At 65.4% G+C, this 21,987-nt stretch carries 22 protein-coding genes; 4 read left to right on the top strand and 18 right to left on the bottom strand.

From position 1 onward, the window contains the following. The first annotated feature begins 87 nt into the window (after positions 1-87). Positions 88-693, top strand: a complete 606-nt coding sequence (locus KXR83_RS14715) for a TetR/AcrR family transcriptional regulator C-terminal ligand-binding domain-containing protein (protein WP_437425454.1) — start codon at positions 88-90, stop codon at positions 691-693. On the opposite strand, the gene KXR83_RS14710 is transcribed toward KXR83_RS14715, so the two are convergent. Together KXR83_RS14710 and lepA are read right to left on the bottom strand one after the other, a co-directional pair. After that, the gene (locus KXR83_RS14710; RefSeq protein ID WP_437425453.1) at positions 682-2,709 is read right to left on the bottom strand and encodes a M3 family metallopeptidase; all 2,028 of its coding nucleotides are present in this window, start codon (positions 2,707-2,709) and stop codon (positions 682-684) included. The two genes, KXR83_RS14715 and KXR83_RS14710, sit on opposite strands and share 12 nt — an antisense overlap. A 49-nt stretch (positions 2,710-2,758) precedes the next feature. Continuing rightward, positions 2,759-4,621, bottom strand: coding sequence for a translation elongation factor 4 (lepA, locus tag KXR83_RS14705; RefSeq protein WP_033335880.1), 1,863 nt, complete (start codon positions 4,619-4,621; stop codon positions 2,759-2,761). Between the two features lie 79 nt (positions 4,622-4,700). On the opposite strand from lepA, the gene KXR83_RS14700 reads away from it, so the two are divergent. Then, positions 4,701-5,342: an alpha/beta hydrolase family protein gene (locus KXR83_RS14700; protein WP_437425452.1), complete on the top strand. Its 642-nt coding sequence runs from the start codon at positions 4,701-4,703 to the stop codon at positions 5,340-5,342. Positions 5,343-5,367: 25 nt separating this feature from the next. Then, on the top strand, positions 5,368-5,874 hold the full coding sequence (locus KXR83_RS14695; protein WP_437425843.1) for a type II toxin-antitoxin system PemK/MazF family toxin: 507 nt from the start codon (positions 5,368-5,370) through the stop codon (positions 5,872-5,874). A gap of 21 nt (positions 5,875-5,895) precedes the next feature. Here the strand turns inward: KXR83_RS14695 and KXR83_RS14690 are convergent, their stop codons facing one another. The 4 genes from KXR83_RS14690 to KXR83_RS14675 all read right to left on the bottom strand — a co-directional run bounded on the left by KXR83_RS14690 (position 5,896) and on the right by KXR83_RS14675 (position 10,107). After that, on the bottom strand, positions 5,896-6,366 hold the full coding sequence (locus KXR83_RS14690; protein WP_437425451.1) for an OsmC family protein: 471 nt from the start codon (positions 6,364-6,366) through the stop codon (positions 5,896-5,898). A gap of 68 nt (positions 6,367-6,434) precedes the next feature. Further along, entirely contained in the window at positions 6,435-7,283 is an 849-nt protein-coding gene (locus tag KXR83_RS14685) for a transglutaminase family protein (RefSeq protein ID WP_030171934.1), read from the bottom strand. Continuing rightward, positions 7,280-8,260 (bottom strand): alpha-E domain-containing protein, encoded by a 981-nt coding sequence (locus tag KXR83_RS14680; protein ID WP_437425842.1) that lies wholly within the window; start codon positions 8,258-8,260, stop codon positions 7,280-7,282. Before KXR83_RS14680 ends, KXR83_RS14685 begins: the two co-directional genes overlap by 4 nt. Then, the gene (locus KXR83_RS14675; RefSeq protein ID WP_437425450.1) at positions 8,260-10,107 is read right to left on the bottom strand and encodes a circularly permuted type 2 ATP-grasp protein; all 1,848 of its coding nucleotides are present in this window, start codon (positions 10,105-10,107) and stop codon (positions 8,260-8,262) included. Before KXR83_RS14675 ends, KXR83_RS14680 begins: the two co-directional genes overlap by 1 nt. A gap of 157 nt (positions 10,108-10,264) precedes the next feature. On the opposite strand from KXR83_RS14675, the gene rpsT reads away from it, so the two are divergent. Further along, on the top strand, positions 10,265-10,525 hold the full coding sequence (gene rpsT / locus KXR83_RS14670; RefSeq protein WP_437425449.1) for a 30S ribosomal protein S20: 261 nt from the start codon (positions 10,265-10,267) through the stop codon (positions 10,523-10,525). Between the two features lie 159 nt (positions 10,526-10,684). Here rpsT and holA read toward each other — a convergent pair whose 3' ends face one another. The 12 genes from holA to KXR83_RS14610 form a co-directional block, all read right to left on the bottom strand. Beyond that, positions 10,685-11,647, bottom strand: coding sequence for a DNA polymerase III subunit delta (holA, locus tag KXR83_RS14665; RefSeq protein ID WP_437425448.1), 963 nt, complete (start codon positions 11,645-11,647; stop codon positions 10,685-10,687). 30 nt (positions 11,648-11,677) lie between these two features. Beyond that, positions 11,678-13,087 (bottom strand): ComEC/Rec2 family competence protein, encoded by a 1,410-nt coding sequence (locus KXR83_RS14660; RefSeq protein ID WP_437425447.1) that lies wholly within the window; start codon positions 13,085-13,087, stop codon positions 11,678-11,680. Beyond that, positions 13,084-14,007, bottom strand: a complete 924-nt coding sequence (locus tag KXR83_RS14655; protein WP_437425446.1) for a helix-hairpin-helix domain-containing protein — start codon at positions 14,005-14,007, stop codon at positions 13,084-13,086. Before KXR83_RS14655 ends, KXR83_RS14660 begins: the two co-directional genes overlap by 4 nt. A 91-nt stretch (positions 14,008-14,098) precedes the next feature. Then, the gene (locus KXR83_RS14650; protein WP_023954026.1) at positions 14,099-14,947 is read right to left on the bottom strand and encodes a DegV family protein; all 849 of its coding nucleotides are present in this window, start codon (positions 14,945-14,947) and stop codon (positions 14,099-14,101) included. Then, entirely contained in the window at positions 14,944-15,705 is a 762-nt protein-coding gene (octT, locus tag KXR83_RS14645) for a diglucosylglycerate octanoyltransferase (protein WP_437425445.1), read from the bottom strand. Before octT ends, KXR83_RS14650 begins: the two co-directional genes overlap by 4 nt. A gap of 7 nt (positions 15,706-15,712) precedes the next feature. Then, positions 15,713-16,381 (bottom strand): histidine phosphatase family protein, encoded by a 669-nt coding sequence (locus KXR83_RS14640; RefSeq protein ID WP_437425444.1) that lies wholly within the window; start codon positions 16,379-16,381, stop codon positions 15,713-15,715. A 40-nt stretch (positions 16,382-16,421) separates the two neighbouring features. Beyond that, positions 16,422-16,829: a ribosome silencing factor gene (rsfS, locus tag KXR83_RS14635; RefSeq protein WP_437425443.1), complete on the bottom strand. Its 408-nt coding sequence runs from the start codon at positions 16,827-16,829 to the stop codon at positions 16,422-16,424. Beyond that, a complete protein-coding gene (gene nadD / locus KXR83_RS14630) occupies positions 16,826-17,482 on the bottom strand; it encodes a nicotinate-nucleotide adenylyltransferase (RefSeq protein WP_437425442.1) in 657 nt (218 codons plus the stop codon). Before nadD ends, rsfS begins: the two co-directional genes overlap by 4 nt. A gap of 39 nt (positions 17,483-17,521) precedes the next feature. Continuing rightward, complete coding sequence (locus KXR83_RS14625; RefSeq protein WP_437425441.1) at positions 17,522-18,916, bottom strand: vWA domain-containing protein; 1,395 nt, start codon at positions 18,914-18,916, stop codon at positions 17,522-17,524. 8 nt (positions 18,917-18,924) lie between these two features. Beyond that, positions 18,925-19,806 carry an AAA family ATPase gene (locus KXR83_RS14620; RefSeq protein WP_437425440.1) on the bottom strand — a complete coding sequence of 294 codons (882 nt, stop codon included), beginning with the start codon at positions 19,804-19,806 and terminating at the stop codon, positions 18,925-18,927. A 51-nt stretch (positions 19,807-19,857) separates the two neighbouring features. After that, positions 19,858-21,153: a glutamate-5-semialdehyde dehydrogenase gene (locus tag KXR83_RS14615; protein WP_437425439.1), complete on the bottom strand. Its 1,296-nt coding sequence runs from the start codon at positions 21,151-21,153 to the stop codon at positions 19,858-19,860. Next, a complete protein-coding gene (locus tag KXR83_RS14610; RefSeq protein WP_437425438.1) occupies positions 21,150-21,959 on the bottom strand; it encodes a crotonase/enoyl-CoA hydratase family protein in 810 nt (269 codons plus the stop codon). Before KXR83_RS14610 ends, KXR83_RS14615 begins: the two co-directional genes overlap by 4 nt. Between the last annotated feature and the right edge of the window lie 28 nt (positions 21,960-21,987).

Raw genomic sequence — 21,987 nt, 5'->3', positions numbered from 1 at the left:
TCTCCTCCTTAACGGAACTTCTGTCCCTTTAGCGAAGGTAGCACGACAACGCCGTTAATGAAACGGTGTTCCCGTTACACTCATGACATGACTGAGTCAGGAATGGTCAGACCCGGTGGCCGAACGGCGGCGGTCCGCACTTCGGTTCTCCGTGCGACCGGAGATGTACTCGCCGAATCCGGCCTGGCCGGCCTCGACCTCACCGACGTGGCCACTCGCGCCGGTGTCGGCAAGACCACCGTGTATCGCCGCTGGGGGTCGGCGCCCGGCCTGGTCGCAGATCTGTTGCGGGAGATGGCCGCCGAATCCGTGCCGCGTGCAGACACCGGCACCCTGTCCGCCGACCTGCACGCCAATGCGGCACTGGTGCGAAAGACCCTGTCGGACAAGCGTCAAGGTCCGCTGTTCAAGGCAATCATCGCCGCAGCGACCTGCGACGCGCGCACCGCTGACGCACTGGCGCATTTCTACGACACGCGCGTCGCCGAATGGGCACCGTGTGTACTCGACGGGATCGCCCGTGGAGAAGCGCCCGCCGACACCGACGCGGCAGCTGCGATCCGGCAGGTGTCAGCACCGCTCTACTATCAGTTCCTCACCTCGACCAGGCCGCTGAAAAAGGTCGATGCCGAACGCGCCGCCGAGTCGGCACTGGCCGCGATCGCGGCGGGCGTGCTGGTGTCAGGCCGGTAGCAGACCGCGCCGACGCAGCAGGGGTTCGATCTCGGCGGGACGGCCCAGGAGTTCCTGATGTGCGGCAATGGGATCCACGCTGTCGCCCCGAGAAAGGGTCGTCTCGGCGAACCGGGCACCCAGATCCGAGGACAGGCCACCGCCGGAGAGGAACCACTGTTCGGTCTCGGCGTCGAGGACCTCGGACCAGATGTAGGAGTAGTAGCCGGCCGAATATCCGCCGCCGAAGATGTGATTGAAGTAGGCGCTGCGGTATCGCGGCGGGATGAGGTCGGCCGCGGCACCGGCTTTGGCGAGTGCCGCCTTCTCGAAGGCCTCGACGTCGTCGATGTCATCCTCGACGGTCACCCGATGCCAGGCCATGTCGAGGATCGCGGCCGCCAGATACTCGATGGTGCCGTGCGCCGACTCGACGTCCGCGCTTGCCCTGGCGGCCTCGGCGAGATCATCAGGGATGGGTTGACCGGTCTCGTGGTGTTTTGCATACTGTCGCAACACCTCTGGGTGCAGCGCCCACATCTCGTTCACCTGGGACGGGAACTCGACGAAGTCCCGAGGGACCGATGTTCCCGATTGCGACGGGTACCGCACCGCGGACAGCAGGCCGTGCAGTGCGTGTCCGAACTCGTGGAAGAGTGTGGTCAGCTGGTCTATGGTGAGCAGGCACTTCTCACCTTCATCGGGTTTTGTCAGATTGAGTACGTTCACGATCACCGGACGGGACTCGAGGAGCAGGCTCTGATCGATGAAGTTGTTCATCCAGGCGCCACCCCGCTTGCTCGGACGGGCGAAGAAGTCGCCGAGGAACAATCCGATCGAGGTGTTGGTGCGGTCGAACACCTGCCAGACGCGGACATCAGGGTGATACGTGGGCACGTTGTCCAACTCGACGAACCGCAGACCATAGAGTCGGCCGGCGGCGTAGAACACTCCGTTGGCAAGCGCGCTGTCGAGTTCGAGGTAGTCCGACAGCCCGCTCAACGAGACCGCAGCACGCTGTTCTTCCTGCCGCGCAAGCCAATACGTGAGATCCGCCGGACCGATGTCGGTGCCGACGGTCTCGGTGATGCTGGTGAGCTCGCGCCCACCTGCCCGCATGGCCGACGCGATGAGGTCTCTCAGCAGTTCTTCGACGGCCTCCGGACTCGGAGCGGTCTCTTCCGCGATCACGTACTCGGCGTGGTCGCGGTAACCCAGTAGTCGTGCCCGTTCGGCACGAAGACGGACGATGTCGAGAATGAGTGCCCGGGTGTCGTTGTTGTTGCCACGCGAGCAGCGGTTCACCGACGCCTCGTACAGCCGGATCCGCGTGTCGCGATCGTCCAGCACGGCGAGAGCGGATTGGCTCGACGGCAATTCCAAGGTGAGGAGGTAACCGGTGTCGTGTCCTGCGTCCTGCGCGGCGCGACGCGCAGCCGCGATCTGGCCGTCGGACAAACCGGCGAGCTTGCCCACGTCGTCGACGAGCACCGCAGAGTCGTTGCTGTCGTTCAGTATTCGCTGACCGAACTCGGTCGTGAGGGTGGCAAGGCGTTCGGAGATCTGCCGCATCCGGGCCTGGCCGTCGGCGTCGAGACCGGCCCCGGCGCGGATAGCGTCGCGATGGCGCCGCTCGAGCAGACGCAGCGATGGCTCGTCGAGACCGAGTCCGTCGCGGTTCTGGAACAACGTGTCGATCCTGGCGAACAAACCGGCGTGCAGCGCGATGGCGTTGCCATGCGCGGTGAGCTTCGGTGCGAGTTCGGTGGCGATCGCATTGCGCTTGGGATTGGTGTCGGCACCGGTGAGGTTGAAGAAGATGCCTGCTGCGCGCGCCAGCGCCTGCCCGCTGCGTTCGAGTGCCTCGATGGTGTTGGCGAAGGTCGGTTCGGCGCGGGCGCCGGCGATCTTCTCCACCTCGCGCAGGTGCTCGGCCATCGCCTCTTCGAAGGCGGGCACGAAGTCGTCGGTGAACGACGGGAAGTCGGGCAGGCCGTGCAGATGAGGACTTCGGGCCAGGACCGGGTTAGAGGGCATGGCCCGATGGTACTGCGGTACTTGACTTTCCGTCCTGATTCGCCTGGCCTTATTTGCCCTTGGGTTTGTCGCTCGACGCATCCGACGACAGCGCAGCCACGAACGCCTCTTGCGGGACCTCCACCCGACCGATCGTCTTCATCCGCTTCTTGCCCTCTTTCTGCTTCTCGAGCAGCTTGCGCTTACGGCTGATGTCGCCGCCGTAGCACTTGGCCAAGACGTCTTTGCGGATCGCCCGAATGTTTTCGCGCGCAATGATCTTGGCGCCGATCGCGGCCTGGATGGGGACCTCGAACTGCTGGCGGGGAATCAGTTCCTTGAGCTTTGTTGTCATCTTCGTGGCGTACGCGGCGGCGCCGTCCTTGTGGACGATCGCACTGAAGGCGTCGACGGCTTCACCCTGTAGGAGGATGTCCACCTTCACCAGGCTCGACACCTGCTCGCCTGCCTCCTCGTAGTCGAGGCTGGCGTAGCCGCGGGTACGCGACTTGAGCGAATCGAAGAAGTCGAAGATGATCTCGGCCATCGGCAGGGTGTAACGCAGTTCCACGCGGGTCTCGGACAGATAATCCATCCCGCCGAGTTCGCCACGCCGAGACTGGCACAGTTCCATGATCGAACCGACGAATTCGCTCGGTGCGATCACTGTTGTCTTGACGATCGGCTCAAAGATGTTGCGTGCCTTACCGTCCGGCCAATCGGACGGGTTCGTGACGATGTGCTCGGTGCCGTCCTCCATCTCCACGCGGTACACCACGTTCGGTGCGGTGGAGATCAGGTTCAGGCCGAATTCCCGTTCGAGTCGTTCGCGGCTGATCTCCATGTGCAACAACCCGAGGAACCCGCAACGGAAACCGAACCCCAACGCCACCGACGTCTCTGGCTCGTACGCCAGTGCGGCGTCGTTGAGCTGCAGCTTGTCGAGAGCTTCTCGCAAGACCGGGTAATCGGACCCGTCCACCGGGTAGAGACCGGAGTAGACCATCGGCCGTGGCTCGCGATAGCCCGTCAACGGGGTCTCCGCGCCGTGACGTGCAGAGGTGATGGTGTCACCGACCTTGGACTGACGGACGTCTTTCACACCGGTGATCAGGTAGCCCACCTCACCGACGCCCAGCCCTTTGGACGGCTTCGGGTCCGGCGAGACGATGCCGACCTCGAGGAGTTCGTGGGTGGTGCCGGTGGACATCATCTTGATCTTCTCGCGGGGCACGATCTTGCCGTCCACCACACGCACGTACGTGACGACGCCGCGGTAGGTGTCGTAGACCGAGTCGAAGATCATCGCGCGGGGCGGGGCGTCGGAATCGCCGACGGGAGCCGGGATCAGCCGCACCACCTCGTCGAGCAACTCCGTGACGCCGACGCCGGTCTTGCCCGAGACCCTCAGGACGTCGTCGGGTTCACAGCCGATGATGTGGGCGATCTCGGCCGCGTACCGGTCGGGGTCGGCGGCCGGGAGGTCAATCTTGTTCAGGACCGGGATGATCGTCAGGTCCTTGTCCAGCGCCAGGTACAGGTTGGCCAACGTCTGCGCCTCGATGCCCTGGGCCGCGTCGACGAGCAACACTGCGCCTTCACACGCTTCCAGTGCACGTGACACCTCATAGGTGAAGTCCACGTGGCCGGGGGTGTCGATCAGGTGCATAACGTAGTCGGTGCCGTCCACGTTCCAGGGCAGCCGGACGTTCTGGGCCTTGATCGTGATGCCGCGCTCACGCTCGATGTCCATCCGGTCGAGATACTGCGCCCGCATGTCGCGCCCCTCGACCACACCGGTGACCTGCAACATCCGGTCCGCCAACGTCGACTTGCCGTGGTCGATGTGAGCGATGATGCAGAAGTTCCGGATCTTCGCGGGATCGGTGAACGTGGTGTCGGAAAGCCTGGGAATTGAACTCACTCCTTGCAGTGGCCGAAATACCCGTCCAGTTTCTCATGCGTAGGCACATCGACCATCCATCGGCGGTCTCGACGCTAATGTTCAGGACGTGAGCGTCGAGGAGTGGCAGTCCGAAGGTGTGGCCGGCGCATTGCATCGGCCCGATGGCGACCCGCTCGCCGTGGTCGTGCTCGCGCATGGTGCGGGCGGTGACCACAATGCGGTCATCCTGCGCCGTATCGCCGAGGAATTGTGCGACCGCCGGATCGCTGTCGCCCGCATCGACCTGCCCTACCGTCAGAAACGACCCAAGGGGCCACCGCATCCGTCCGGCGCGGCGGCCGACCGCGCGGGGATATCCGCGGCGTGTGACGCCTTCCGCGATCAGGCTGCCGGCCCCCTGATCGTCGGCGGGCATTCTTACGGAGGACGCCAGGCCTCGATGGCGGTTGCCGAGAACCCAGACATCGCCGATGGCCTGTTGCTGACGTCGTACCCGCTGCACCCACCCGGACGACCGGAGAAGATGCGCACCGATCACCTGCCTTCCATCGCCAAACCGGTCCTGGTGGTCCACGGCGTCACCGACCCGTTCGCCACCACGGATGAGCTGACCGCCGCCATCGCGATGATTCCGTCACCGACCCGATTCCTCGATCTCCCCAAGGTCGGACACGACCTCAAACCCGACCGGTCAGGCGCCCCGCGGCTGATCGCCACCGAGGTGCTCGACTTCTTCTCGATAGGCTGACGGCGTGGCAGGCACCTTGGGACAGATGGCGATGTCGTTGATCCGTCGACACGGGCCGCGGGTGGTGCGCGAACTGACCCGCTCGGCGGCCAACCGCTCCGGCCGGGAATCTCCACCCCCACCGCGTGGGAACCAGGTGACGCGCACGTCGCCGACGGCCACACACGCGCGGCAGATCGCATACTCACCCCGCCTCGACGGCGCAGCCGACCCCGGCGAGGTGGTGTGGACCTGGGTCGAGTTCGAAGATGATCCAGGTCGAGGTAAGGACCGTCCGGTCGTGGTGGTCGGACGGGAGGGGCAAGCTCTCCTCGGGCTCATGCTCTCCAGTCAGGAGCATCGGCGCGACGACGCGAACTGGATGAGCATCGGGACCGGCGAGTGGGACAGTGCCCACCGTGAGAGCTTCGCCCGGCTCGATCGGGTGCTCACCGTGCCCGAAAACGACATCCGCCGTGAAGGTGCAATCGTCGATCGAGGCCAATTCGACCGGATCGCAACGGTTTTGCGAGACCGGTACGGGTGGCGTTGAACCGGGTCGCCCACCTCAGACTCAGGACAGCGGTGCCTGCGTCCAGTTGTTGACGAACTCGAGACCGCTGCGCACGAATAGCTGCGACACCGGGCACCGGCGTTCGGTTTCGGCGACGAACTCCGCGAATTGCTGCTCGCTTGCGTCTGATTCGACCACGGCCGACACGGTGACCTTGTCGAAGTTGGCGTTGCCTTCGGCGCCATGGACGAGGACCGCGGTGTCGAGATCACCCTGCACCTCGAACGTGAACTCCCCCAGCGTGATCCCGAGGTCTTTGGCAACCAGCGACGCGGTGACCTGATTGCACGACGTCAGTGCGCCGAGAGCGTAGAACAACGGGCTCGGGGCCTTGTCCTCACCGCCGAACGCAGGGTACGCGTCGGTGTGGAACTCGTGAGCCGAGCCGCCGGTGACAAGACGTTGGGCGACTCCGCTACCGGTTGCGCTGACAACAAACGGGACAACGGATTGCTTTGCTGCAGTGGTCATTGCACGACTGTGACACCGGGGCGGCCACCCACCGAGGGTTTGGCGCACAGCGAGCGAATGGGTGGCGATCACGCCAAACGGGTGATCTCCACCTTCACCTCGAGGTCCTTGGCGCCCGCGCCTGTGTAGATCCCCTTGAGCGGGGGCACATCGGAGTAGTCGCGGCCCACACCGACCGACACATGCTGCTCGGAGATCGCGAGGTCGTTGGTGGGGTCGTACCCCCACCAGCCGCCGGTCCAGGCCTCGACCCATGCATGACTCTGCCCCTCGACCGTGCGGTCGATGACTGCCGACCTGCTCGGGTGCAGGTAGCCGGACACATAACGCGACGGAATGCCGAGGCTGCGCAACATCACCAATGACAGATGCGCGTAATCCTGGCAGACGCCTTTCTTCTCTTTCCAAGCCTCGACCGCGGAGGTGTGGACGCCGGTGGTGCCGGGAACGTACTCCATCTCGGTGTGCACCCATTGGCACACGGCGAGCACAGCCTCTTGAGGGGTGAGCCCCTTGGTGAGGCGTTTGGCCACCTGACCGAGCTGCCTGCTCACCGGTACATACCCGGTGTTGCTCAGCACCTCGTCATATCGGTCGATCACCGATTCATGGTGCAGCGACTCCCAATCGAGCAATTCATCGTCCGAAGGCATTGCGTCGGGCTCGGTTTCGACCACCGACAGACCCGACACCTCGAGTTCCTCGTGAGGAGCATGAAGGTCGAAGGCGGTGACCGCGGTCCCCCAGTAGTCGGTGTACCGGTACGACCTCGTCGCGGGGATCGTCTCCACGCGGTTGATGATCACGTTCTGCCGGGTATCGCTCCGCGGCGTCAGCCGGGCCTCGTTGTACGAAGAGGTGACCGGCGCGTTGTAGGCAAATCCCGTCGAATGCACGACCCGCAATCGCCAGCTCACAGTTCACTCTCCTCGATGAATCGGTCGACGGAATCGCTTGCGGACGTATCCGCCCAGGCGACATACGGCGACACGTGGAAGTACTGGGCCGTGACGGCCTCGCTGACCTCTCGGCACGTCTCCTGCAGATCGAGCAACCGGGTCTGCAAGTCGTCCAACAACATTCCCGGCTGCATGAACTCGAGCCCGCTTCGCGCCCGGCCCAAGAGACGTTGCGCCTCGGCCTGCGCGCCCACCCGGCTCGGCCGGTTGTCGAGCTCGATCAATTGCTGTTCGGCCAGGCTGATCGCGTGAAACACCGATCGTGGGAACAACCGGTCGAGGAGCAGGAACTCGACCACCCGGGTCGCATCGAGTGCGCCCCGATAAGTCCGTAGGTAGGTGTCGTGTGCACCCGCGGACCGCAGCACCGTCACCCACGCCGGCGATCCCGACCGGTCACCCGCGCGCGACAACAACATCCGGATGGTCATGTCCACACGCTCGACCGATCGGCCGAGCAGGAGGTAGCGATAACCGTCGTCGTGGCTGAGGGTGGCGTCGGCCAGGCCGGCGAACATCGCCGCCCGGTTCTTGACAAAGGACAGGAACTCGTACGGCCCCAGCTTGCGCGACGCCCGCTCGGCGTCACCCAGGCCGTTGTAAGTGGTGTTGAGACATTCCCACATCTCACTGGACGTGACTTCGCGAGCGCCCCTTGCATTTTCGCGAGCCTGGCCCACGCTGTCGACGATGGAGCCGGGTTCCTTCTTCGAGTAGGCGACCCGGTCGGTCAACGACCAGGCGTCCAACTCCACATCCTTGGGAGGCAATTCCATGCCCAGCACCTGCAAGACCAGTCGACACCGACCGTCGGGATCCACCGTGGCGTCCTCGAGCAGTTGGTGTACCGCCACATCGAGGATCCTGGCCGTGTCGTCGGCGCGTTCTACGTAGCGTCCGATCCAGTACAGGGATTCGGCGTTGCGTGCGAGCATCATCGGCGGGCACCACCCTGCTGCGACATCGACTGACTCTGCGTCTGACCGGTCGGACCCTGATCCTGGATCTGACTGTGTCGACCGGTCACACCCGCCTGCTGTTGCTGCTGCTGCTGCTGATCCTGCATGGCGGCGGTGTCCGGCCCTTGCTCGGTGGGAGTACTCGGAGCTCGCAGGTCTTGGCTCCGGACGAGTTCGTCACCCGAGAGTTCGCGCTCCTCACCCGAGGTACGGGTCGCGAGAACCCAGGTGTCCTTAGAGCCGCCACCCTGGCTCGAGTTGACCACCAGGCTGCCTTCCGGGAGCGCCACCCGGGTCAGCCCGCCGGGCAACACCCACACCGACTCGCCATCGTTGACGGCGAACGGGCGTAGATCCACGTGACGCGGCGCCAGCTTGCCGCCGATCTTGGTGGGCACCGTCGAGAGCTGCACCACCGGTTGCGCGATCCAGCCACGAGGGTCGAGTCTGACCTTCCGCGCCAACACGTTCAGTTCCTCCGATGTCGCATCCGGACCGAAGACGATGCCGTAACCCCCCGATCCCTCAACGGGTTTCACCACGAGTTCGTCGATCCGGTCGAGCACCTCCTCGCGCTCGTCGTCGAGCCAGCAACGCAAGGTGTCGACGTTGCCGAGGCTGGGCTTCTCGCCGAGGTAGTACTCGATGATCTCGGGAACGTAGGTGTACGTGAGTTTGTCGTCACCGACCCCGTTGCCGACGGCACTGGAGATCACCACGTTGCCCGCACGTGCCGCGTTGAGCAGTCCGGCTACTCCCAGCATGGAGTCGGGACGGAACTGCATCGGGTCGAGGAAGTCGTCGTCGATTCGGCGGTAGATCACGTCTACTCGCTGCTCCCCCTCCGTGGTTCGCATGTACACCACGTTGTCGCGGCAGAAGAGGTCGCGACCCTCCACCAATTCCACACCCATCTGCCTGGCCAGCAGCGAGTGCTCGAAGTACGCAGAGTTCGCCACTCCGGGGGTGAGGACAACGACGTTCGGGTCGGCCTCGTTGAACGCCGCCGAGGCCCGCAAGGCCCGGAGCAGGTGGGTCGAGTAATCGCCGACTGCCCGAACCCGGTGTGAGGCAAACAGATCCGGGAACACCCTGGCCATGGTGCGACGGTTCTCCATCACGTATGACACACCCGACGGCGAGCGCAGGTTGTCCTCGAGTACCCGGAAGTCACCGTGCTCGTCGCGGATGAGGTCGATACCGGCGACGTGGATACGAACTCCGTTGGGAGGCCTGATACCCACCGCCTGACGATGGAAGTGCTCACACGAGGTGATCAGCCGCTTGGGAACGACCCCGTCGCGAAGGATCTCCTGCTCGCCGTAGATGTCGTCGAGGAACATCTCCAGGGCTTTGACCCGCTGGGTGATCCCGCGTTCGAGCTTCGCCCACTCACCTGCCGAGATGACCCGGGGAACCACGTCGAGCGGGAAGGGACGCTCCTGCCCCGACAGGGAGAACGTGATCCCCTGGTCGATGAAGGCCCGACCGAGAGCGTCGACGCGGGTGTCGAGGTCGGCACCGTCGTAGCTGCCCAGGGACTTGTGGATCCCCCGGTACGGTCCGCGAACCTCGCCGTTGTCGTCGAACATCTCGTCGAACGCGCCGTCGTAAGGGCCCGCGGCGTAGCCGTTGAAGATGCCACTCGGCTTCGCAGCGCCTTTCGCCGCAGTCTTCTTGGCCGGCGGCTTGGAACCGTTGGCTTTCGGCCCGGCCACCTTTGCCGGCTTCTTCTTGCCCGTCGTGGTCTCCGCTGACACCTTGGTACCGGTGGCGCGATTGGCCACGGCGCGCTTTGACCCTGCTGCAGTTGCCGCACTCATGTGAACATCGTGCCGTAAGTGGCTGGTGTTGGCAGTCTTGCCTGCGGTATCCGCTACCTGCACCGCTGCGATTTGGGTGCATACCGGGCCGACTGGTAACGTAGTGCGCTGGTGCTGACACCAAAACCCGTATCGCTGAGCTAAGGAAAACACACGCGTGGCAAACATCAAGTCGCAGATCAAGCGGAACAAGACCAACGACAGCGCACGGCTGCGCAACCAGTCGGTGAAGTCGTCGCTGCGGACCGCGATTCGCTCCTTCCGCGAGGCCGTCTCAGCCGGCGAGAAGGACAAGGCTTCCGAGCTGCTGGTCAGCACCAGCAGGAAGCTCGACAAGGCCGCGAGCAAGGGCGTCATCCACGCCAACCAGGCAGCCAACAAGAAGTCTGCGATGGCTGTCTCGCTCAACAAGCTCTGATCGAGCCCGCCCGATAACTGGGCACAACTGAACTTTTTGTACCTCGCTCACCCCGACGATCCCCCACGCGGTCGTCGGGGTGAGCGTCGTCTGTTCACCCGCCATCCCGCATGCCGCGCCCCGGATTGCTCCAACGAGTGCCTGACCGGGTGGGCCCTGTCAGCGGCGACGAGAGGGACGCAGATCGGCGACCGCGGCCACCGCGCGTTGCAGACTGTAATCCGCGTCGGCGGCTTGACCTTTCACCTCCCCGTTCAAGGTCGCCACCACGGTCATCGCCTTGGCGATGGACACCGAGTCCCATGCCGACGCCTGGCCCTGAACCTTCTTCACCCGCCACGGCGGCATGCCCAATTCCGACGCAGCCGAATACTGATCCATCCTGCCGATACCGCGCACCCGGGCGATCGCATGTACTGCTTCGGCCAACGCATCGGCGAGCAGAACGTGCGGAACACCGTGATGATGAGCCCACTGCAACGATTCCAGGGCTCCAGGCCGGTCACCGGTGACGGCCTTGTCGGCGACTTCGAAGCCGGTGATCTCCGGGCGACCCGAGTAGTAGCGGGCGACGGCGGCCACATCCACCTTGCCCCCGGTGTCGGCGGCCAGCTGACTGCACGCTGCAGCCAGCTCGCGCAGATCTGCCCGTACCGAATCCAAGATCTTCTCGATGACGTCGGAGCCCGCCTTCACTCCGTGACTGCGTAACTCGTTGCGGACGAAGTCCGCTCGTGCCGACGGTTTGAGCGCAGCACAGTCGTGTTCTTCGACACCCGACTTCCGCAAGGCAGTGACCATGGACTTCGCGCGCCCCGACCCGGAATGGACCACCACCAGCGTGACGCCGTCAGGTGGACTCGCTGCCACTTCGGTGACCAGCTTGGCCGGTTCCTTCCCGGCTTCACCGGCGGCCTCCAGGATCACGATGCGATCTTCGGCGAACAACGACGGACTGAGCAGTTCTGCGAGTTCGTGTTCGGTCGCATCTCCGGCGCGCAGCCGCGTCACCGGGATATCACCGGGGTTGTCCACCGACCCCCTGACGGCGGCAACGATGCCTGCGGTTGCCCGCTCACAGAGGAACTCGTCGTCGCCCAACACCAGATGCACACTGCTCACCCGGCCATCGTGCCAGAGACCGACGACAGGTCACCACAGAGTGATCGTGGCCATCGGAAGGGAACTCAACTGCTCGGCCACCACCACCATCCACCACAGGGCCGGACCGACAAACCGGACCAGCAACGTTGCCAGCGGCGGGCAGAGCACCACCAGGGCCGCAGCGGCCGTCCCCAGCACCGTGATGGGCGGGACCGCAAGGGTCACCGCGATGTTCGCGACGATCGCCACCAGGCTGATCTGACCGCTGATCATCACGACGATCGGAAGGGTGACCACCTGCGCCGCGACCGCGACGGCCAGCACCTCGGCGACACCACCCGGAACGCGGTGCCGTCGAAGCCGATCCACGATCGGCGGTGCCATCACGATCAGCCCCGCAGTTGCCGCGACCGACAGCATGAAACCCGGATGGACGGCGAAGGCGGGCCAGATCAGCAACAGCACAACGATGGCCGTACACAACGCAGGCATCGCCTGGGCACGTCGCCTGACCAGCAGTGCCAGCAATCCCACCGCACCCATCACAGCTGCCCGCACCACACTCGGACTGGGTCGGACGAGCAGCACAAAAACCACGATGGCGCAGGCGATCACAGCCACCGACAGACGAGGCCCGGCACCCACCGCTCGCACGGCCAGCAGCAGAGCGCCGATGATTATTGCAAAATTGGCACCCGACACAGCCGTGAGGTGGGACAGCCCGCACGTTCGAAATGCGGTCTTGAGGTCTTCGTCCAGAGTCGAGATGTCCCCCAGCACCATTCCGGGCACCAATCCCGATTCCGGGGTACCCAGTGCGCGTGAGGCCGTCTCCTGGAACCGGGTACGCACCTCTGCTCCGGCGCGCTGATACCAGGGCGGCGCACGCACCCGGCTCGGCGGTGCGGAGACGGTCAGCGTGGCCACGGTGAGGTCCGGGCGCCGCGGTGCCGACACCATGGCGACAGTCGAGAGTGTCTGTCCCGGAACAAGACCGGACCATCCGTCCATCGGCCCCAGCACGGTCGCCGCCGCGTCGGCGACATCCCGTCCCCGCACGGACACCACATCGACCGCAAGCACCACCCGATCGGTGCCGGCGATGATCCGCGGGTCGTCTGACACCCGAAGGGTCATGGTTGTCTTGCTTCCGCGTATCGACTCGGCCGCCAGCGGGTGCTCGCCCAGTTGATGCTGACGCACCACCAGCGCCCACCCGAATCCGGCCATGGTTCCGGCGACCCCTAACACCACAGGCAGTACCAGCAGCCGAGATCCGTGTGCCGTCCAAGCGATCGCCACGAGCGCGACCACGCTGGCCGATAAGCTCGCGGCAACCGTGATACCAAGGGGGCCAACGATACCCACGACCGTCATCGTCCACGCTCCGACTGCCGCGGGCACCAGCCGCACGTCGAGACCCACCGACGTGGGCGCTCGGACGTCGGTGCCGTTCACACCGTGACCTTGTCCTTCAGTTTCTCGAGGCGGGCGGGACCGATTCCGTCGACTTCGGCCAGCTGCTCGACCGAGGTGAAGCTCCCGTGGGCCTGACGCCACGCGATGATCGCGGCCGCGGTGACCGGGCCCACCCCGGGCAGCGTGTCCAGCTCTGCTTCGGTCGCCGTGTTCAGGTTCACCTTGCCCGACCCATCGGCCGTTCCTGCCGGAGCGGGCCCGGGTTCTGCGGTGCCGGCAGCGGCCGGCGGACTCCCGGCACCGTCCACCGCGACGACGGCACTGCGCATCTGGAAGCCTCCCGCCGGGTCGGTGAAACCGACGAGTACCTGATCACCGTCGCGAAGCGGCTGAGCAAGGTTGAGGCTCAACAGATCTGCGTTCTGCTTCGCTCCCCCTGCCTTGTCGATGGCGTCGGCGACACGAGCTTGTGGAGGTAACCGCACCAATCCGGGACGGTGCACCAAACCGACCACGCTCACCACCAGTTCCGCCGGGGGCGCAGCGCTCGAGGCGGGCGGCGCAGTGTCCAGCGGGGCTGGAACCCCTGCCGATTCCGGGAAGCTGACGGGAACCTCAGATCCGGCGTCGGGCCCGGCGAACGCGGTGTACAGAGCGATCAGAGTTGCCACGATGCCGACCGCCACCAACCCGATCGCCGCTGCCGGGGTCGAACGCCAACGCCGTCGCAGTGGTCCGGCATCGACGTCGTCGGGGTCATCGGTCCAGTGACCACGTGCGCGGCCGGCCGCACCCGCCGGCGGGACATCGCCACCGCCATCGGGCGAATCAGGGTTGTCGTGCATCCACTGCGCCGAACCGAGCCACGCAGGGGCCATCGGTTCTGCCACCGGGACGGGTGCTTCAGGCGTGTCCGACGCGGTCGGCGACGCCGTCAACCGGTCCAGGTTGCTTCTCATACCCGAACGGTAGGAGGCAGACGTCTGCGTTCAGATCAGAAAGTCACCCGGCAACGCGGTGCTGTGGACAACCCGGCGAGTGTTGACAAAGTCAGTCGACATCGATGTGGTCAAGCGACGTTGTCACAGCGATCCCCACCGCGCCGCTCCCCACATGTCGCGACAACACGGGCCCGAGGTCGGACTGCACCAGCGAGGTGATGGTGAGCTTGGACTGCAGGGAATCGATGATCTGCTCGGCCAATTCGGGTGCGTCGCAATGCTGTACACCCAGCGTGATGGGACGGCGTTCGGCGACGTCCACGGCCGTGTCGATCATCTTGGCGATCGCCTTGGACATGGTGCGCTGTTTTTCCTTGAGCGCCAGCGTGCCGTCGACCACCCGAAGTATCGGCTTGATCGCGAGGGCCGAGGCGAACAGGCGGGTGGTTGCACCGATGCGACCACTCGACCGCAGGTTCTCGAGTTGTTGTACGCACAGCAGACACTCCGTGGTGGACCCCACCCGGATCGCTGCTTCATACGCCCGGTCCATGTCGGCACCGGTCTCCGCGGTCTGCGCAGCGGCGATCGCCGCGAACCCGACCCCCAGGCCCACGGTGCGGGAATCGACCACTCGGATCCGGCCCTGGAATTTCTCGGCCGCCAGTCTCGCCGAGCCCCACGTCCCGCTGAACCGCCGCGACAGATGCACGGCGATCACGCCATCGCCGTCGCTGAGGTCGACCGCTTTCTCATAGGCGGCCTCGAGATCAGCCGGGGAGACGCCGGACGTGGTGGTCTGCGGATCGTTGAAGATGTCCGGGCCGATGTCGTCGACATCCTCGAGCAGATCCTGATCGGCGGTCAGCACATGCATGGGTACTTGCTCGATGCGGTACCGCTCGCGGATCGGCGCGGGTAGGCGGGCCGACGAGTCGGTGACGATGGTGACGGTCACAGTGCCACGCTAGTCGCGGTCGCGGCGGCGACGGCATCGCCCACCAGGTCGGCCACCTCCCGATGACAGCCGAACCCCCAGTGGATCCCGTCCGGGTTGCCTTCACCGTCATCAAAATGGCGTGCCGTCGGCTCCAGCAGGTCGACCAGGGGCACCTGCGCCTGCGTTGCCCAATCAGTGATCGCGCCAACGGTTTTCGGTCGCCCGGCATGTACGTTCCCGTAGTACGGACTCCGATGGGTGGACGGCAGGCAGGCGACCACCGGCAGGTCGGGGCGAACCGCGACCAGCGCCTCGTGGATCTTCGTCAGGTAGTCGGTGGTCAACGCGGGCGGCAGCGCCAACGGCCATCCGAGAGGTGAGAGTCGCGGTTGCAGCCACCCGTATGCGTTGCGCACCTGCTGACGCAGGGCAGGAGGACGGATGTACCGAATCTGCTCACGAAGGGCTGTCGGCAGTGGGGACGGCAACGAATCCATCCCACCGAAGGCGAACACAACGGCCTTGGCCCTCGGAACCGCCGACCAGATGCGCGGGTCCTGGGTGAGGGCCCACCACACGTCACGGCTGGTCCAGCCGATGCGCCCGAACAACTCCAGACGCAGATCCAGGCGATCGGCCGCCAGGACCGGCCAGATCCGGGGGTCATCGGCAGGTAGACCACCGGTGGGTCCGTAGTAGGACAGCGAGTCGGACAAGACCAGCAGGCTGTCGCGGACCGGCGGTCGACTCGGCGAGATGCCGTCGCTTGAACTCATCAACAGGTCACTGCACTGCGTCGTCGGCGACCTCGGCCGACGCGTTCCACACATCGAGCCGCCACGTGGTCTCGTCGTCGGCGCCGTGACCGCTCAGCTGGACCCAGCTCGTGTTGGCGAGACCCCCGAGGACGGGCCAGTGGCTCACCGGCAACCGCAGCAGGCCCGCCGTCATCGCCGCAATGACCCCGCCGTGAGCCACCAGGACCACGGGGGCATCCGCGTCGTCTCCGCGCCCCCAGTCCCCCAACTCGGCCACGAGTTCGTCGACCACCGGCATGCTGCGCTGGGCCACATCGGTGCGACTCTCGCCACCGGGCGGTCGCCATGAGGCATCGTCGCGCCACACCTTGCGTGCCCCGGGCATCTGGTCATCCACCTCATGGTGGGTCAGGCCCTGCCACTCACCGAGGTGCGTTTCACGGAGACGGCGATCTGTGGCAACCTCCATCCCCACCTGATCAGCGAGGGCAGCCGCAGTGTCGCGGGCCCGCCGCAGATCGGAGGAGATGATCAACCGTGGGCCGCGGGAGGCCAACACCTTCGCCGCCGCGGCGGCCTGCCGAACTCCGAGTTCGGACAGGTCCGTATCGAGTTGCCCCTGCATGCGGCTGCCGGCGTTGTAGTCGGTCTGACCGTGCCGCAGGAGAAGAAGTCGTCGTACAACCGGGGTCATCCGTTCGACGCTCGAGTCGTGACCATCCGGCCGAATCGACTCATTCACCAAGGTCACCCCGATCGCTGTCACCGGCTTCCACAGTGGATTCGATTCCGGGGATCTCGATGATCGGGCAGTCTTTCCACAGCCGTTCGAGGGCGTAGAACTCGCGCTCCTCGTTGTGCAGCACGTGGATCACCACGTCGATGTAGTCGAGGAGGGTCCAACGGCCTTCTCTGGTCCCCTCCCGGCGGACAGGCTTGTTGCCGGCCTCGCGAAGCTTTTCTTCGATCTCGTCGACGATCGACGCGACCTGACGTTCGTTGTCGGCCGATGCGATCACGAAACAGTCGGTGATCACGAGCTGTTCGGACACGTCGATCACGATGACGTTGGCGGCCAACTTGTCGGCGGCCGCGTGGGCGGCCACGGTTGCCATGGAAACCGCCTCGGATGACGCTGTCACTGAATGCCTTTCGATTGGTATAACTTTCGCTTGCTGATGTACTGCACCACCCCGTCTGGGACGAGGTACCACACCGGCCGGCCGGCCGCGGCACGCATCCGGCAGTCGGTCGAAGAAATGGCCAGCGCCGGTATCTCCATCAGATGAAGGGTATCGGGCGGCAGCTTGTCGAGGTGCTGGTCGAGATGCGCGGCGCCGAGTTCGTACCCCGGCCGACTCACGCCGACGAAGCTCGCGAACTCGAACAGACCCTCCCAGTTCTGCCACGACAGGATCGACGCCAACGCGTCGGCGCCGGTGATGAAGAACAACTCCGCGTCCGGATTGAGTGTGTGCAGGTCGCGAAGGGTGTCGACGGTGTACGTGTCCCCTTGACGATCGATGTCAACCCTACTCACCGAGAACCGGGGATTGGCCGCGGTGGCGATCACCGTCATCAGATATCGGTCTTCCGGAGGGCTCACGTTCCGGTCCGACCGGTTCTTCTGCCACGGCCGGCCGGTGGGGACAAAGATGACCTCATCCAGGTCGAACCGGTCGGCGACCTCACTCGCCGCCACCAGGTGACCATTGTGGATCGGATCGAACGTGCCGCCCATCACCCCGATCCGTCGACCGCGCGGCTGCTGTCGGTCTGGCGCGATGTCGGGCATAGGCGCTGAGTGTACTGAGCGTGAGAGGTCCACAGCAGATCAGACCGGCAGCAGGTTGGCGATGACCTTGGCGAGTTGGCCTGCGTTGCGACATTCGTGCATCTCGATGACCCCGGAGTAGGTGCCGGCCACCGAGTCCCCGGTATCCCAGTTCACAGCGGCTTCCGGATTGAGCCAGTAGGCATGCCGTGTGCTCTCGACCATGCGCGTGAGCGCATCGAGTTGGGGGTCGTGGTAGTTGTTGCGTCCGTCGCCCAGGATCAGCAGGGCGCCGCGGCGCGTGAGGGCATCGAGGTGGTCGTCCGCGAAGCCGCCGAACGCGTGACCATAATCCGAGTGGCCGTCGCGGGTGATCAATCGGGCGCCGGCGAGCATCTCGCGCACAGCTGTCGCGAAGTCGAGATCAGGCCCGTCGAAATGTTCGGTGACTTCGTCCACGGTGTCGACGAACGCGAACACCCTGACCTTCGAGAACTGTTGGCGCAGGGCGTAAACGAGTTGCAAGGTGAACTGCGAGAACCCGGCCACCGAGCCAGAGACATCACACAGGACAACCAATTCGGGCCGGCCGGGCCGAGGTTTGCGGCGCACGAGGTCGATGGGCACGCCTCCGGTGGACATTGACGCCCGCAGCGTTTTGCGTACATCGATCGACCCACGGTGGGCGCGTCGCCTGCGGATCTCGAGGCGCGCCGCCAGCAACCGTGCGAGTGGAGCGATCGTGCGCCGGACCTCCGCCAGATCGGCTGCGCCGGCGGAGAGAAAGTTGACGCGTTCGGGGAGATTGGGGACCGCGTATTGCGAGACCTGCTCGCGGCCGTTTCGCTGCGCCATCCGGCGCCTGGTCTCCGCTTCGATCAACGACCTGAACTTCTGTACCCGGTCGGCCGCTGCCCGCCGGTACAGCGGTTCGGTGCCGGCGGTCTCATCTCCCGCGCCGGCAGCCATGGCGGCGGCGATCTGCGCGATGAGGGTCTGCGGGTTGATCGTCGACATCGCCTGATAGGTGGAGAACGCCGGACCGCGATTGGATCGGTAGCTGCCGAGCTGCGCCACGGCCATCGCCGCGAATGCGGCCAGTTCGGCCTGCGCCTGCGGTGAGTCGTCCGCGAGCAACTCGGCGAGCCGTTCACGCACCGCGTCCACGTCGATCTTCCCGTCGACGTCAGGGGTGAAGGCGCTGTCGTCGACGCCGCTGCGTTCGCCCATCCCCAAGGGGAACCAGAGGTCGAAGACGGAATCGAACACCCGGCGGTGTCCGTTGTCGTGCAGGAGTGTGCACGCCATCCCTTCACGGAAGCTGTCCCGGTCGAGCAGATCCAGCACTGCCGTCGCCTGGCCCGCATCGATCAGGTTGGCCGGTCCGACGACGATGCCCCGGGCCCGCAGATCATCCACGAATCCGGTGAGCTGGCTGATGAACGGGGCATCCACGGGCGCGCTCAGCTCAACTTCAGCTCTTTGAGCGCGGTGGCGAGGTCGGGACGATGTTTGAGGACCACGCCAAGGGTCTTCGCGATGACCCCCTCGTCGATCCGCGACCCGGGCTTCTCCCCCACTCCCAGGGCCAGCAAGGTGTTGGCCCAGTCGATCGTCTCGGCCACCGATGGCTTCTTACGGATGTCGAGGGTGCGGAGGACACCGATGATCCGCACCAGTTCCTTCGCGACGGATTCGGCGAGCTGCGGGACACGACTGGCGAGGATCTCGCGCTCGCGGGCCGCATCGGGGAAGTCGATGTAGAGGTACAGGCAGCGTCGCTTGAGGGCTTCGGACAGTTCGCGCGTCGCGTTGGAGGTGAGCAGCACGATGGGCCGCCGGTCGGCGGTCACGGTGCCCATCTCCGGGATGGTGATCGCGAAGTCACTGAGCACCTCGAGCAGCAGGCCTTCGATGTCGACGTCGGCCTTGTCGACCTCATCGATCAGCAGCACCGTCGGGCCGGGCTGCGAGATCGCTTTCAGCAGCGGCCGGGGCAGGAGGAACTCGTCCGAGAAGATGTCGGCTTTCGTCTCGTCCCATCCGCGCTGCCCTGTCGCCTGGATGGCGAGGATCTGCTTGGCGTGATTCCACTCATACAGTGCACGGGCCTCGTCGATGCCCTCGTAACACTGCAGTCGCACCAGATCGGCGTTCGTCGACTGCGAGATGGCGCGGGCGAGTTCGGTTTTACCCACACCGGCCGGTCCCTCGACCAGGAGCGGTTTGCCCAACCGGTCGGCGAGGAACACCGACGTGGAGGTCGCCTCGTCGGCGAGATAGCCGACGCCGGCAAGCGTTTCGCGGACGCCGGGCACATCGGTGAAACTAGGCTGTACGCCCACAGGTCACTCCTCAGGATCGAAAATCAGGTGTCGGCCGGCTCGTCCACCGGGTCAGCGAGGCCGCGTCTGGCCGTTCCCCCACGCGATCCACTTCGTGGACGTGAGTTCCGGGAGTCCCATCGGTCCACGGGCGTGCAACTTCTGTGTGGAGATACCGATCTCGGCGCCGAAGCCGAACTGTTCACCGTCGGTGAATGCGGTGGACGCGTTCACCATCACTGCGGCGGCATCGACGCGATTGGTGAACTCCTCGGCGGCAGCGAGGTCCGTGGTGACGATGGCCTCGGTGTGGCTGGTGCCGTAGCGGTCGATGTGGTCGATCGCCTCGTCCATCCCACCCACGATCTTCACAGCGATGTCCAGGGTGAGGTATTCGTCGGCCCAGTCCTGCTCGGTGGCCGGAACCATGCCCGGTTCGTCCCCGTGGATGGTCACCCCCGAGGTCTGCAAAACCTGGGTCAGTCGCGGCAGGGCGGTCTCCGCGATGGCCCGGTCGACCAGGACGGTCTCGGCGGTGTTGCACACGCTCGGCCGGCGGGTCTTGGAGTTGATCACCAGATCCTCGGCCATGTCGAGGTCGGCGGCTGCGTGAATGTAGATGTGGCAGTTGCCCGTACCGGTCTCGATGGTCGGCACGGTCGCGTTCTCCACCACTGCCTTGATCAACCCGGCCCCGCCACGTGGGATCACCACGTCGACCAGTCCACGAGCTCGGATCAGATGGGTCACACTCGACCGGTCATCGGACGGGAGCAGTTGAACGGCATCAGCCGGTACACCAGCGGCGGTCAGGGTCTCGCGCAGGATGCGTACCAACTCTGCATTCGAACCCGCCGCGGACGACGACCCACGAAGCAGCGCTGCGTTACCCGATTTCAGCGCGATGCCGAATGCGTCGACGGTGACGTTGGGCCGCGCCTCGTACACCATTCCGACAACACCGAGGGGCACCCGGACCTGACGCAACTGCATCCCGTTGGGGAGCGTCTTGCCCTGGATGACGTCGCCGATCGGATCGGGCAGAACCGCGACTTGCCGCAGGCCCTGGGCGATGCCCTCGACGCGGTCGGCGGTCAGACGCAGGCGGTCGATGAGACTGGACTCCACACCCGCCGCCTCGGCCCGGGCGACATCGCCGGCGTTCGCCGCCAAAATGGCATCGGTCTGCACGAGAAGAGCCTCCGCTGCGTCATGCAGCACCTGGTTCTTCTGGATGGTCGTCAGCCGGGCCAGCATCCTGGACGCAGCTTTCGCCGCGGTCGCCTGGGCGCGAACGATCTGTTCGACATCAGCCGCAGTGGTGATGGAAGCACTCATCGGTCCAGGATAAGGGTTCGGGGAGTTCAACCCTGATCGACGTCATCCTGGCGGCCACCCTGTGCGCTGTCGAACGACCCGTGGCGGCCCGCTCCCCCTGCGAACCGAGAAGCACCGGCCACGGCGTCGCTCGCCAACGACGTCAGTCCGTGAGTGAACTCGCTGCGCAGCGCGTCGCTCTCAGTCATACCTTCCTGCTCGATCACCGACAGCCGGTCCTGCCGCAGACACGTCTGCGGGAAGGCAGCGATCTCCCGCGCGAGATGCGTCGCCGCGCGCACCGCTTCGCCGTGCGGCACCAACCGGTTCACCAAACCGATGTGATGGGCTTCTGACGCCGAGACCGCCCGTCCGGTCAGGATGAGGTCCATCGCATGCGAGGTGCCGATCAGGCGCGGCAACCGCACGGTGCCGCCGTCGATCAGCGGCACACCCCACCGGCGACAGAACACACCGAGTACCGCATCGTCCTCGGCTATCCGCATGTCGGCCCACAGGGCCAGTTCGAGTCCGCCGGCGACCGCGTGTCCGCTGATGGCCGCGATCACCGGTTTGGACAGTCGCATTCGCGTCGGTCCCATCGGGCCGTCGCCGTCGGGCTCCACGCGGTTGACCTTGTCCCCTGTCGCGACCGCTTTGAGATCTGCACCGGCGCAGAAGGTTCCACCCTCTCCGTGCAGTACCGCGACCGCCGCATCGGAGTCTTCGTCGAACGCGCGAAAGGCGTCCGCCAGCGCTGCGGCTGTCTCGCCGTCGACGGCGTTGCGCACCTCGGGCCGGTTGATGCCGATCGTGGTGACCGATCCTTCGCGGTGCACCACCACTGTGTTTGTCATGGTCTCTCCCTTGGCCGGATGGTCCGAA

Origin of the sequence: Williamsia muralis (assembly GCF_051487485.1) — a bacterium.
In the GTDB taxonomy this organism is placed as follows: Bacteria; Actinomycetota; Actinomycetes; order Mycobacteriales; family Mycobacteriaceae; genus Williamsia; species Williamsia muralis_B.
The sequence above is the reverse complement of the archived record's forward strand: the minus strand, read 5'-3'. Positions and strand labels throughout refer to the sequence as shown.